General features: G+C 58.8%; 9 protein-coding genes, 1 tRNA gene and 1 pseudogene. All 11 read right to left on the bottom strand.

All coding sequences use genetic code 11. From position 1 onward, the window contains the following. Window positions 1–283 precede the first annotated feature (283 nt). A complete protein-coding gene (locus tag Q8O29_RS14380; RefSeq protein WP_305563928.1) occupies window positions 284–877 on the bottom strand; it encodes a LemA family protein in 594 nt (197 codons plus the stop codon). 208 nt (window positions 878–1085) lie between these two features. Continuing rightward, window positions 1086–5297: a DNA-directed RNA polymerase subunit beta' gene (gene rpoC, locus Q8O29_RS14375; protein WP_305563926.1), complete on the bottom strand. Its 4212-nt coding sequence runs from the start codon at window positions 5295–5297 to the stop codon at window positions 1086–1088. 26 nt (window positions 5298–5323) lie between these two features. Continuing rightward, entirely contained in the window at window positions 5324–9436 is a 4113-nt protein-coding gene (gene rpoB / locus Q8O29_RS14370) for a DNA-directed RNA polymerase subunit beta (RefSeq protein ID WP_305563924.1), read from the bottom strand. A gap of 335 nt (window positions 9437–9771) precedes the next feature. Beyond that, complete coding sequence (gene rplL / locus Q8O29_RS14365; protein ID WP_305563922.1) at window positions 9772–10146, bottom strand: 50S ribosomal protein L7/L12; 375 nt, start codon at window positions 10144–10146, stop codon at window positions 9772–9774. A 27-nt stretch (window positions 10147–10173) separates the two neighbouring features. Next, the gene (gene rplJ / locus Q8O29_RS14360; RefSeq protein WP_305563920.1) at window positions 10174–10713 is read right to left on the bottom strand and encodes a 50S ribosomal protein L10; all 540 of its coding nucleotides are present in this window, start codon (window positions 10711–10713) and stop codon (window positions 10174–10176) included. Between the two features lie 259 nt (window positions 10714–10972). Beyond that, the gene (gene rplA / locus Q8O29_RS14355) at window positions 10973–11668 is read right to left on the bottom strand and encodes a 50S ribosomal protein L1 (RefSeq protein ID WP_188708842.1); all 696 of its coding nucleotides are present in this window, start codon (window positions 11666–11668) and stop codon (window positions 10973–10975) included. Continuing rightward, window positions 11665–12099 carry a 50S ribosomal protein L11 gene (rplK, locus tag Q8O29_RS14350; RefSeq protein WP_305563917.1) on the bottom strand — a complete coding sequence of 145 codons (435 nt, stop codon included), beginning with the start codon at window positions 12097–12099 and terminating at the stop codon, window positions 11665–11667. The genes rplA and rplK overlap by 4 nt, the downstream gene beginning before the upstream one ends. 137 nt (window positions 12100–12236) lie before the next feature. After that, the gene (gene nusG, locus Q8O29_RS14345) at window positions 12237–12833 is read right to left on the bottom strand and encodes a transcription termination/antitermination protein NusG (protein WP_371134245.1); all 597 of its coding nucleotides are present in this window, start codon (window positions 12831–12833) and stop codon (window positions 12237–12239) included. Beyond that, the gene (gene secE, locus Q8O29_RS14340; protein WP_305563915.1) at window positions 12833–13216 is read right to left on the bottom strand and encodes a preprotein translocase subunit SecE; all 384 of its coding nucleotides are present in this window, start codon (window positions 13214–13216) and stop codon (window positions 12833–12835) included. The genes nusG and secE overlap by 1 nt, the downstream gene beginning before the upstream one ends. Before the next feature lie 135 nt (window positions 13217–13351). Continuing rightward, window positions 13352–13427 (bottom strand) — tRNA-Trp (locus tag Q8O29_RS14335). A gap of 41 nt (window positions 13428–13468) precedes the next feature. Further along, window positions 13469–13609, bottom strand: a pseudogene (locus tag Q8O29_RS14330) (elongation factor Tu); the annotation flags it as partial.

The raw sequence follows: 13609 nt of genomic DNA, 5'->3' as shown, positions 1-13609 counted from the left end.
AAGGAACGTCGGCTGCAAAGCGGCCGCGACGGTCCATTTTTCACCGGCTTTTTGCCCCATAGCTACGGCTATGGCGCTGCAAACCCGGCAAAAACTGTCCTCGCCGGGGCCACTTTTCGCTTCGACGCCTTCTGCCGCCCAGGCTCCTAGATTTGCCAGCCGGCACCAAGAGCGGGCAAGCAATTTTTCGACGGGCCGCCCCTGGAAAAATGAGCCCCTCTTCCCCGTGACAGGGGCAGCGCACCGCCGTAGGCACGCGAAGCGACCAGCGTGGGGGGCATCGTCACATCTGGATGCGCACGGTCTGACGTTCGACAGCGCTTTCGGTGGCCTGCAACATCGCAGCTGACGCAAAGCCGAACACGCGTGCAACCAGCAACGCAGGAAACTGTGCCTGAGCGTTGTTGTAGTCGAGCACGCAGTCGTTATAGGCCTGGCGCGCGAAAGCCACCTTGTTTTCGGCACTGGTGAGATCTCCGCTGAGCTCGCGGATGGTTTCGTCAGCCTTGAGCTCCGGGTAGGCCTCGGTCAGCGCGAACAGCCGGTCCAGGCTGCCGACGAGCGCCTGCTCAGCCACCGCCAGCGCCATCACTTCCGGCGCATGGGTCGGCCGGCTGCGCGCCGCGTCACTGGCAGAGCGCGCCTGATTGCGCGCGGCAATCACGGCCTCCAGCGTTTCGCGCTCGTGCAACAGGTATTTTTTGGCAGCCTCCACGAGGTTGGGAATCAGGTCGTATCGGCGCTTGAGCTGCACGTCGATCTGGCCAAACGCATTGGCAATCAGGTTCTTCAGGCGCACCAGCCGGTTGTAGGCGCCGACGGCCCAGAACAGCAACAAGGCAAACACGGCGATCAGAATCAGGGACTGGGTGGACATGGCAACTTCTCTCTTAAGGCAGCGACAGTGCTGCGGCCGTCAGGGGGCATCGCGACTGTAGCCGACAAGCGCGGGCGCTGTACAGCGGGAGCGAGCACGCCACCGCTTGTTCCTGTACCAGATTTCCGAATTTTCAATAAAAAACGCCTTGCACCCTTTATCCAAGGGCGCAAGGCGCTACGTTTTTTATAGCATTCAAAAGTCGCAATTACTTGCTGGCTGCACCTTCACTGCTGGCTTCGGGCAGGGCTTCGAGTTCCGCCGCTTCTGCCTCGGCGATGGCACGGCGCTCGGCGTCGTCCATCTGGTCCTTGGCTTTGCGCGCCTCGTGATAAGCCATGCCGGTGCCGGCGGGAATCAGGCGTCCGACGATCACGTTTTCTTTCAGGCCGCGCAGCTCGTCGCGCTTGCCCATGATGGCAGCCTCGGTGAGCACGCGGGTGGTTTCCTGGAAAGAAGCCGCAGAGATGAACGAGTCAGTCGACAGCGATGCCTTGGTGATACCGAGCAACAAGTTGCTGAAAGTCGCCGCAATCTTGCCTTCTGCACGCAGCGCATCGTTGGCATCCAGAATGACCGAGCGCTCAACCTGCTCACCGGCGATGTAGCTGGACTCACCGACGTTTTCAACCACCACACGGCGCAACATCTGGCGAACAATCACTTCAATGTGCTTGTCGTTGATCTTCACACCCTGCAGGCGATAAACGTCCTGCACCTCGTCGACGATGTAACGGGCCAACTCCTCCATGCCCAGCAGGCGCAGGATGTCTTGCGGATCGGCCGGGCCGTCCACGATCGACTCGCCCTTGTTCACGACCTGGCCTTCGTGCACCAAGATGTTTTTCTCCTTCGGAACCAGGTCTTCCCAGACCTTGCCTTCAGGATCCGTGATCTGCAAGCGGATCTTGCCTTTGGTCTCTTTACCAAAGGACACGGTGCCGGTCATCTCTGCCAGCGTGCCCTTGTCTTTCGGCGTGCGGGCTTCAAACAGCTCGGCCACACGCGGCAAACCGCCGGTGATGTCGCGGGTCTTCTGGCCTTCGACCGGAATACGCGCCAACACCTCGCCGGGGCCCACGTCCTGACCATCGCGCACCTGAACCAGCGCGCCGATCTGGAAGCCGATGGTCACCGAGTGATCGGTGCCGGGGATCTTGACTTCGTTTCCGGTCGCGTCGATCAGCTTGACCTGCGGCCTGACCACTTTGGTTGCGCCGCGGCGTTTCGGATCGATCACCACCAGGGTGGACAGACCGGTCACTTCGTCGAGCTGCTTGGCCACTGTGACGCCTTCTTCCACATTCTCGAAGAGCACCTTGCCGGCGAACTCGGTAATGATGGGGCGGGTCAGCGGGTCCCAGTTAGCCAGAATCGCACCAGCCTTGATTTGCTGGTCGGCCTTGACGTTCAGTATGCCGCCGTAGGGCACCTTGTGGCGCTCGCGCTCACGGCCATGTTCGTCATGAATGACGATCTCGCCGGAACGGGCAATCACCACCAGATCACCTTTGCTGTTGGTCACATAACGCATGGGTGCGTTGAAACCGATCACGCCGTTAGACTTGGCTTCGACGCTGGATGCGATGGCCGCCCGCGATGCCGCACCACCGATGTGGAAGGTGCGCATGGTTAGCTGCGTGCCTGGCTCGCCGATCGACTGCGCGGCGATGATGCCAACTGCTTCGCCGATGTTGATCAGGCCACCACGGCCCAGATCGCGACCGTAACACTTGGCGCACAGGCCGAAGCGGGTTTCGCAGGTCAGTGCCGTACGCACTTTGACTTCGTCCACGCCGGCCTCTTCCAGCTCGTCGATCAGGTCCTCGTCCAGCATCACGCCGGCCTTGGCCAGGACAGCGCGGTTTTCGGGGTGCAAGACATCTTCAACTGCGGTGCGGCCGAGGATACGGTCACGCAGCGATTCAATCACCTCACCGCCTTCAACAATAGCGCGCATCACCGAACCGTCTTGCGTCCCGCAATCCTCCTCGGTCACCACCAGATCCTGCACCACGTCGCACAGGCGGCGGGTCAGGTAACCGGAGTTGGCGGTTTTCAGCGCCGTGTCGGCCAGACCTTTACGCGCACCGTGGGTGGAGATGAAATACTCCAGCACGTTCAGGCCTTCGCGGAAGTTGGCGGTGATCGGCGTTTCGATGATGGAGCCATCCGGCTTGGCCATCAGACCGCGCATGCCGGCGACCTGGCGAATCTGCGCGGCGGAGCCACGAGCACCGGAGTCGGCCATCATGTAGATGGAGTTGAAGGACTCCTGCTCGACTTCCTTTCCATGGCGGTCCATGACTTTCTCTTTGGAAAGCTGGGCCATCATGACCTTGGACACTTCGTCGCCGGACTTGCCCCAGATGTCCACCACCTTGTTGTAGCGCTCGCCAGAGGTCACGAGACCCGAGACATACTGCTGCTCGATCTCTTTGACTTCCTTTTGGGCACGGGCAATGATGCTCGGCTTTTCCTTGGGGATCAGCATGTCGTCGATACAGATCGAAATACCAGCCTTGGTTGCAAGGCGGAAGCCTGCTTGCAAGAGCTTGTCGGCGAACACCACGGTTTCTTTCAATCCGCACTTGCGGAAAGAAACGTTGATCAGCTTGGAGATTTCCTTTTTCTTCAACGCCTTGTTGATGTTGGCAAACGGCAGGCCTTTGGGCAGGATTTCGGACAGCAAGGCCCGGCCACCCGTGGTTTCCCACAGCTTGGTCGAGGCCGTGAAGTCGCCACTCACTTTGTCCTTGGTGTACTCGGTCAGGCGCACGCTGATGCGGGCGTTCAGGTCGAGTTCGCCCGCATCAAAGGCGCGGCGAACCTCGCCAGTGTCGGAAAACACCAGGCCTTCGCCCTTGCCGTTGGTACGGTCGCGCGTCGTGTAGTACAGGCCCAGCACCACGTCCTGCGACGGAACAATGGAAGGCTCGCCGCTGGCGGGAAACAGAATGTTGTTTGACGCCAGCATCAAGGTGCGGGCTTCCATCTGCGCTTCCACCGACAGCGGCACGTGGACAGCCATCTGGTCGCCGTCAAAGTCGGCATTAAAGGCCGAGCAAACGAGAGGGTGTAGCTGGATAGCCTTGCCTTCGATCAGGATGGGCTCGAAGGCCTGGATGCCTAGGCGGTGCAAGGTAGGTGCACGGTTGAGCATGACCGGGTGCTCTTTGATCACCTCTTCCAGGATGTCCCAGACGACTGGCGTACCGGATTCAACTTCTTTCTTCGCCGCCTTGATCGTGGTGGCAATGCCCATGGCTTCCAGGCGCGAGAAGATGAACGGTTTGAACAGTTCCAGCGCCATCAGCTTGGGCAAACCGCACTGATGCAACTTGAGCGTCGGACCGACGGTAATCACGGAACGACCCGAGTAGTCGACGCGTTTGCCCAGCAAGTTCTGGCGGAAACGGCCTGACTTGCCTTTGATCATGTCGGCCAGCGACTTCAGTGCGCGCTTGTTGGCGCCCGTCATGGCTTTGCCACGGCGGCCGTTGTCGAGCAGCGAGTCCACAGCTTCCTGCAGCATGCGCTTTTCGTTGCGGGCAATGATTTCAGGCGCTTTCAGTTCCAGCAAACGGCGCAGACGGCTGTTGCGGTTGATCACGCGGCGATACAGGTCGTTCAGGTCGGAGGTGGCGAAGCGGCCACCGTCGAGTGGCACCAGCGGACGCAGATCAGGCGGCAGCACCGGCAGCACATCGAGCACCATCCAGTGCGGCTTGATGCCAGACTTCTTGAACGCTTCCATCAATTTCAAACGCTTGGCGTTTTTCTTGATCTTGATTTCGGAACCGGTCAGGTCGTTGCGCAGCTTGTTGATTTCGTCGTCCAGGTCCAGGCCTTGAAGCAGATCCTTGATGCCCTCGGCGCCCATCTTGGCGGTGTACTCGTCACCGTATTCCTTGCGCTTGGCGTCGTAGTCGTCTTCGGACATGATGCTGAATTTCTTCAGCGGGGTCATGCCGGGATCGGTAACGACATATGCTTCGAAATACAGCACGCGTTCGATATCGCGCAAGGTCATGTCGAGCACCAGGCCCAGACGTGACGGCAACGATTTCAGGAACCAGATGTGTGCGCAGGGCGCCGCCAGGTCGATGTGACCCATGCGCTCGCGGCGGACCTTGGTCTGTGTGACTTCAACGCCGCACTTCTCGCAGATGACACCGCGGTGCTTGAGGCGCTTGTACTTGCCGCACAGGCATTCGTAGTCCTTGATGGGGCCAAAAATCTTGGCGCAAAAAAGACCGTCGCGCTCTGGTTTGAAGGTGCGGTAGTTGATGGTTTCAGGCTTTTTGACTTCACCGAAAGACCATGAGCGGATCTTCTCGGGCGAGGCCATGCCGATCTTGATAGCATCGAAATGCTCATCCGGCGTGAATTGCTTGAACAGGTCGAGTAATGATTTCATGTGTAAATCCTTTTCTTGTCCGCTGTTTAGCTGCGTTCGAGTTCGATGTCGATACCGAGCGAACGAATCTCTTTGACCAGCACGTTGAACGACTCGGGCATACCTGCCGTGATCGCGTGCTCGCCCTTGACGATGCTTTCGTAAACCTTGGTGCGGCCCACCACGTCGTCGGACTTGACGGTGAGCATTTCCTGCAGGGTGTAGGCAGCGCCGTAGGCTTCCAGCGCCCAGACCTCCATCTCGCCGAAGCGCTGTCCACCGAATTGCGCCTTGCCGCCCAGAGGCTGCTGCGTCACCAGAGAGTACGGGCCGGTCGAACGTGCGTGCATCTTGTCATCCACCAGATGGTGAAGTTTCAGAAAGTGCATATAGCCCACCGTCGTGGTGCGCTCAAAGGCGTCACCGGTGCGGCCGTCATATAGCTGCGCCTGGGTGCGTGTGGCGGTCAGGCCCTTGGTTTTGGCGATGTCGTCCGGATAGGCGAGCTGCAGCATCTGCATGATCTCGGCTTCCGACGCACCGTCAAACACCGGCGTCGCAAACGGAACACCCGTGGTCAAGTTGCTGGCCATCTCAAGGATGTCGGAATCCGGCAGTTTGGCCAGGTCTTCAGCGCGACCGGACTTGTTGTAGATCGTCTCCATGAACTTGCGCAGCTCCTGCACCTTGGCCTCGGCCTGCAACATGTCGCCGATGCGGTGGCCCAGGCCTTTGGCAGCCCAGCCCAAATGCACTTCCAACACCTGGCCGACGTTCATGCGGGAAGGCACGCCCAGCGGGTTCAGCACGATGTCGCAAGGCGTACCGTCGGCCATGTGCGGCATGTCTTCGATCGGCACGATCTTGGAAACCACACCCTTGTTGCCGTGGCGGCCGGCCATCTTGTCGCCAGGCTGCAGGCGGCGCTTGACCGCCAGGTAAACCTTGACCATCTTCAACACGCCGGCAGGCAATTCGTCGCCTTGTGTCAGCTTCTTGCGCTTTTCCTCGAAAGACAAATCGAAACTGTGGCGCGTCTGCTCCATCGAGTTCTTGATGCTTTCGAGCTGCGAAGCAACCTCGTCATCCGCAGGACGGATGTCGAACCAGTGGTACTTCTCGACATCGGCCAGGTAGGCCTTGTCGATCTTGGTGCCCTTGGCCAGCTTTTTCGGGCCGCCATTGGCAACCTTGCCATTGAGCAGTTTTTCGATACGGTCGAAGGCATCGGCTTCCACAATGCGTAGCTGGTCGTTCAGGTCCAGACGGAAGCGCTTGAGTTCGTCGTCGATGATCTGCTGGGCGCGCTTGTCGCGAACAATGCCTTCACGGGTGAACACCTGCACGTCGATCACTGTGCCCTGCGAGCCCTGGCTCACACGCAGCGACGTGTCTTTCACATCGCTGGCTTTTTCGCCGAAGATGGCGCGCAGCAGTTTTTCTTCTGGTGTCAGCGTGGTCTCGCCTTTTGGCGTGACCTTGCCGACCAGCGTGTCGCCCGGCTGGACTTCAGCGCCGACATAAATGATGCCGGACTCGTCAAGGCGGTTGAGCTGCTGCTCGGACAGATTGGGAATGTCGCGCGTGATCTCTTCCGAGCCCAGCTTGGTGTCGCGTGCCATCACCACGAGTTCTTCGATGTGAATCGAGGTGTAGCGGTCTTCCGCCACCACACGCTCGGAGATCAGGATCGAATCCTCGAAGTTGTAGCCGTTCCACGGCATGAAGGCGATCAGCACGTTCTGGCCGATGGCGATTTCGCCGAGGTCGGTGGATGCACCGTCGGCAATCACGTCGCCCTTGGCCAGCTTGTCGCCAATCTTGACGATGGGGCGCTGGTGGATGTTGGTGTTCTGGTTGGACCGCTGGTACTTGATCAGGTTGTAGATGTCCACACCCACTTCGCCGGCCAGGGCTTCTGCATCATTGACACGCACCACGATGCGGGTGGCATCGACATAGTCAACAATACCGCCGCGAGTGGCAGTCACCACGGTGCCGGAGTCGATCGCGGCGACGCGCTCGATACCCGTGCCGACCAGTGGCTTTTCAGGGCGCAGCACAGGCACAGCCTGGCGCGACATGTTGGCACCCATCAGCGCGCGGTTGGCGTCATCGTGCTCCAGGAAAGGAACCAACGAGGCAGCCACTGAGACGATCTGCGCAGGCGACACATCCATGTACTGGACGCGTTCTGCGCCCACCAGCACGGACTCGCCGTTTTCGCGGGCGGAAACCAGGTCGCCGGTCAGTTTGCCGCCATCGTCCAGCGCCGCATTCGCCTGGGCGATCACGTACTTGCCTTCTTCGATCGCGGACAGGTAGTCGATTTGTGTCGTGATCTTGCTGTCGATCACGCGGCGGTACGGCGTTTCAATAAAACCGTATTCGTTGAGGCGGGCATACAGGGCCAGCGAGTTGATCAGGCCGATGTTTGGACCTTCCGGCGTTTCAATCGGGCAGACGCGGCCGTAATGAGTCACGTGCACGTCACGCACTTCAAAACCGGCACGTTCGCGCGTCAAGCCACCGGGGCCAAGGGCCGATACACGGCGCTTGTGGGTGATCTCGGCCAGCGGGTTGGTCTGATCCATGAACTGCGATAGCTGCGAAGCACCGAAGAACTCTTTCAACGCCGCCGAAATCGGCTTGCTGTTGATCAGGTCATGCGGCATCAAGGGCTCTTGCTCGGCTTGGCCCAGGCGCTCTTTCACGGCTTTTTCGATACGTGCGAGACCGGTGCGGTACTGGTTTTCAGCCAGTTCACCGACACAACGCACGCGGCGGTTGCCCAGGTGATCGATGTCATCGACTTCGCCGTTGCCGTTGCGCAGATCCACCAGAATCTTGACGACAGCGAGGATGTCCTCGTTGGTCATGACCATGGGGCCGGTCGAAGTGTCGCGGCCCACGCGGGCGTTGAACTTCATGCGGCCGACCTTGGACAAGTCGTAGGTGTCCGGGTTGTAGAACAGGCGCTGGAACAGGGCCTGAACAGCATCTTCGGTAGGTGGCTCGCCGGGGCGCATCATGCGGTAGATGGCGACACGGGCAGCAAATTCGTCGGCTGTTTCATCAGCGCGCAGGGTCTGGGAAATGTAGGCGCCCTGATCCAGCTCGTTGGTGTACAACACCTGCAAGTCCTGCACGTTGGCCAGTCGAAGTTTCTTCAACAACGCTTCGGTCAACTCGTCGTTGGCCTTGGCGATGATCTCGCCGGTCTCGGCATCCACGATGTTCTTGGCAACCACACGGCCGATCAGGAAATCCTCGGGGACGCTGATGGTGGACGTGCCGCTCTGCTCAAGTTCGCGCGTGTGGCGCACGGTGATGCGCTTGTCCTTCGCAACAACAACCTTGCCGTTTTTGTCGGTAATGTCGAAACGGGCCACCTCGCCGCGCATGCGCTCGGCGACGAATTCCATCTGCGCACCGCTGTCCATGATGCGGAAATTGTCGAACACGAAGAAGTTCGCCAGGATGGACTCGGGGTTCAGCCCGATGGCCTTGAGCAGGATGGTGACCGGCATCTTGCGGCGGCGATCAACGCGGAAATACAGGATGTCCTTGGGGTCGAATTCGAAGTCCAGCCACGAGCCGCGGTAAGGGATGATGCGAGCCGAGAACAAGAGCTTGCCCGAACTGTGGGTCTTGCCCTTGTCATGTTCGAAAAACACGCCCGGCGAGCGATGTAGCTGGGACACGATGACACGCTCGGTACCGTTGATGACGAAGGAACCCTTGTCGGTCATGAGCGGAACTTCGCCCATGTAGACTTCCTGCTCCTTGACTTCCTTGACCACCTTGGACTGCGAGGTCGAGGATTCGCGGTCATAAATGATCAGCTGGACCTTGGCACGCACGGCCGACGCAAAGGTCAGGCCGCGGGTCTGGCACTCGCGCACGTCAAAGGCGGGCTTGGCCAGGTTGTACTCGATGAATTTCATCTCGACAAACCCGTTGTGCGAGACGATAGGGAAGGCGTTTTCAAATGCAGCCTGCAGGCCTTCGATGGTGCGCTTTTGCGGCGCACGGTCGGCTTGCAGAAACGCCGTGTAGGCGTCTTTTTGCATCTGCAGCAGGTAAGGAACATTCAGCACACTTTCGCGGCTGCCGAAACTTTTGCGAATTCGCTTGCGTTCGGTATAGGAATAGGCCATGAGTTCTCCGCTTTGATGGGACACAAACCGGTACGGGCAACCGGCTTGTTAAGCTCTGGCGACTGTCTTGAATGAATACACCACGTAATCAAACAGACTTGGTGGTTGGCCACTACCAACCATGGCGGACGGCAACGCATTGCACGTTGCCCGAACCAAGGCGTTTCCTGCAGTCGGGGTCAGGAAGCACTGGCAAAAAGATTTTCATCAAATCTGCTTGCCAGTGTTTCCAAAGAGCTTAAAAGGTTGCTTGCGCGGTGCTTTTAACGATGCTCCTTGAAAGCACGAAAGGCTGGAAGCCGAAACCGGCTTCCAGCCTTATCAAACCACAAGGATTATTTGAGTTCGACTTTCGCGCCAGCGTCTTCGAGCTTCTTCTTGGCTGCTTCTGCATCAGCTTTTGGAAGGCCTTCCTTGACGTTCTTGGGAGCGCCGTCAACCAGGTCCTTGGCTTCCTTGAGGCCGAGGCCGGTGATCTCACGCACCGCTTTGATGACTTGCACCTTCTGGGCGCCGGCTTCGAGCAGAACGACGTTGAAGTCAGTCTTCTCTTCAGCCACTGCAGCGGCTGCGCCGCCGCCGGCGGCAGGTGCAGACATCGCTGCAGCGCTCACGCCAAATTTCTCTTCGATGGCTTTCACCAGGTCGTTGAGTTCGAGGACCGTCATGCTGTCGAGCGCGGTCAAAAATGCGTCTTTATCGAATGCCATTTTGATTTCCTAAAAAGTTGGTACAGGTTATGCCGCTGCAGCTTCTGCTGCGGGCTCTGCGGCTACGATCCCATCGTTGCCGTCGCCTTTTTTCTCCGCCAGTGCGGCCAGCACACGTGCCGTACGCGAAATGGGCGATTGCATCAGGCCCAACAGCTGGGCGAGCAGCACTTCTTTCGAAGGAATGTTCGCGAGCTGCTTGACGCCGTTCACGTCCAGGACTTTTCCTGCCATGGCGCCTGCGCGAATCACCAACTTGTCGTTGGTCTTCGCGAAGTCGGCAACCACCTTGGCGGCAGCGACAGCGTCTGTGGAAAAGCCATAGATCAACGGACCGGTCATCTGGTCGGACAGGACATCAAACGCGCTGCCTGCCACGGCACGGCGAGCCAGGGTGTTTTTCAACACGCTCAGGGTCACGCCTTTGTCGCGGGCTTGGCTGCGAAGCTTGGTCATGTCAGCGACCGTGATGCCACGGTACTCCGCCATCACGAGCGTTTGAGCTTTAGCGGCGAGGCCGGTCACTTCATCAATGACGGCTTGTTTCTCACTGCGGTTGAGACTCAAGGTCTACTCCTTAATAATGTGTTTTTCAGATCGCGCCTTCGCGCCTTCCGATCAACACGCCTATGTTCAGCGACCAACTGTTTCAGATTTTTTTCAAAACCATTCAGCAGCGGGACCGCCATCTGCGTTGGCTGTCTTGCGACGATTAAGCGACGGACTTGCGCCTGTCACACCAACGGTCCTGGATGACCTGCCGGAGCCGAAACCCCGGCAGCCCACCACTTCGACCCACCCCTTCGGACAGGTCAAATTTCTGCGCTTACGCCGCGATGGTTTGCGTGTCGACGCGAACGCCCACACCCATCGTGGACGAAACCGCCACTTTCCTCAGATACACACCCTTGCTCGACGCAGGCTTGGCCTTGGTCAGCGCATCGATCAATGCAGCCAGGTTGCCCTGGAGCTTGTCGGTGTCAAAAGAGCGGCGACCGATGGTGCCATGCACGATACCGGCCTTGTCGACACGGAACTGCACTTGGCCAGCCTTGGCGTTTTTCACGGCCGTGGCTACATCCGGCGTCACCGTTCCGACTTTCGGATTCGGCATGAGGCCGCGCGGGCCGAGGATCTGGCCCAGGGTACCAACGACACGCATGGCGTCGGGCGACGCGATCACGACATCGAAATCCATCTTGCCGGCCTTGATGTCGGCTGCCAGATCGTCCATGCCGACGATGTCGGCGCCGGCAGCCTTGGCTTCTTCAGCCTTGGCGCCCTGTGCGAACACGGCCACACGTTTGGTCTTGCCGGTGCCGTTGGGCAGCACAACGGCGCCACGGACCACCTGGTCGGATTTCTTGGCATCGATACCGAGTTGCACGGCCACGTCGATGGATTCATCGAACTTGGCAACGGCAAATTCCTTAACCAGACCCAGCGCATCGGCCACTGCATACAGCTTGTTGCTGTCGATTTTGTCGCCGATGGTTTTTTGGCGTTTAGTCAGCTTGCTCATACAACACCCTCCACCGTCACGCCCATGGAGCGGGCCGTACCAGCAATCGTACGAACTGCAGCGTCGAGGTCAGCAGCCGTCATGTCTTTCATTTTGGTCCTGGCAATTTCTTCAAGCTGTGCGCGGGATATCTTGCCGACCTTCACCGTGTGGGGCGTGGCAGAACCCTTGTCGAGCTTGATGGCCTTTTTGATCAGGACGCCTGCGGGAGGCGTCTTGATGACAAAGGTAAAGCTCTTGTCGGCAAATGCCGTGATCACCACAGGCAGAGGCAGACCCGGTTCGACACCCTGGGTCTGGGCATTGAATGCCTTGCAGAACTCCATGATGTTCAGGCCGCGCTGACCCAAAGCCGGGCCGATCGGGGGGGATGGATTGGCCTTACCAGCTGGCACTTGCAGCTTGATGAAGCCGACGATTTTTTTCGCCATACTTTTCTCCTTGCGGGTCATAACGCCTGGGCGCTGTAAAAACAGGCACGGGCTCCCCGGGGGTTACACAACTCAATCAGGCCCCTGAGAGCCCTCCGCGCCGAGTTGCAAGGCGCGAATTTTTTACCTGCCGGAACTCAGGTCTTCTCTATCTGGCTGAATTCCAGCTCCACGGGTGTCGCACGTCCGAAGATCGTGACCGACACACGCACTTTGTTCTTGTCGTAATTGACCTCTTCGACCGTGCCGTTGAAGTCGGTAAACGGGCCGTCCTTGACGCGGATATATTCACCAGTTTCAAATTCGACCTTGTGCCGCGGCTTCTCGGTGCCGACCTGCATCTGGTTCACGATTTTCTGGACGTCTTCTTCGGAAATCGGTGCCGGGCGGTTTTTTGCACCACCGACAAAACCGGTGACCTTGTTGGTGTGTTTCACCAGGTGCCAGGTTTCGTCGTCCATGACCATCTCGACCAACACATAACCGGGGAAGAAACGACGCTCAGTGGTTTTTTTCTGCCCATTCTTGATTTCGACCACTTCTTCAGTCGGCACCAGGAAACGGCCAAACTTGGCCTGCATGCCGGCGCGGTTGATGCGTTCGACAATATTGCGTTCAACGGCTTTTTCCATGCCGGAATAGGCATGCACCACATACCACTGCATGCCGGGAGTCGGTTGCAGGGATGCGCCAGCCGCCACTTCGCTGATCACGTCACCGTTTACATCGCTCATTATTTTCTCCACCCCAAAATCAGGTCGTAAAACACCCACTCAAGCGTTTTATCCGTGAGCCACAAAAAGAGCGCCATCACCACCACAAATGCAAAAACGTAGGCCGTCATCTGCATGGCTTCCTTGCGGGCGGGCCACACCACCTTCTTGACTTCGCGCCAGGAGTCACGCCCGAAGGCGACGAACTGCTTGCCGGGTTCCGCGGTCATAAACACGACCACGGCCGCCACCAGCCCCACCATCAAACCACCCCATTGGGCGATCTGGCCCTGCTTGGCCAGCAGGTAAAAGCCCGCGAGCGAAGCCACGACCAGGGCAATGGCCAGCGCCAGCTTGGCTTTGTCAGCAATGGTGCTGACGGTTTCGACTTGAGAAGTGGCCATAAGCGCCTGATTCCTGTTCAATCTTCATGCGTCTTTTCAGACGCTTAAGCCCACCCGAGGTCCTGGGACTCCCGGCGGGCTTCGCTTTACTGTCTTTTCTAACCACCGGCGGCATCGACACCTGTCAAAGCCGAGTGGCAGGGGCAGTAGGAATCGAACCTACAACCTTCGGTTTTGGAGACCGACGCTCTGCCAATTGAGCTATACCCCTCCGTCAAACCTCGCAAAAATGTCAGCGCTTACCGTCAGCGCTTACGCAAGAATCTTTGCCACGACACCAGCGCCGACGGTCTTGCCGCCCTCGCGGATGGCGAAACGCAGACCTTCTTCCATCGCGATCGGGTTGATCAGCTTGACGGTGATTGACACGTTATCGCCTGGCATGACCATCTC

The organism is Polaromonas sp. (genome assembly GCF_030689685.1).
Taxonomy (GTDB): domain Bacteria; phylum Pseudomonadota; class Gammaproteobacteria; order Burkholderiales; family Burkholderiaceae_C; genus Polaromonas.
This window is presented reverse-complemented; position numbering and strand designations above follow the sequence as displayed.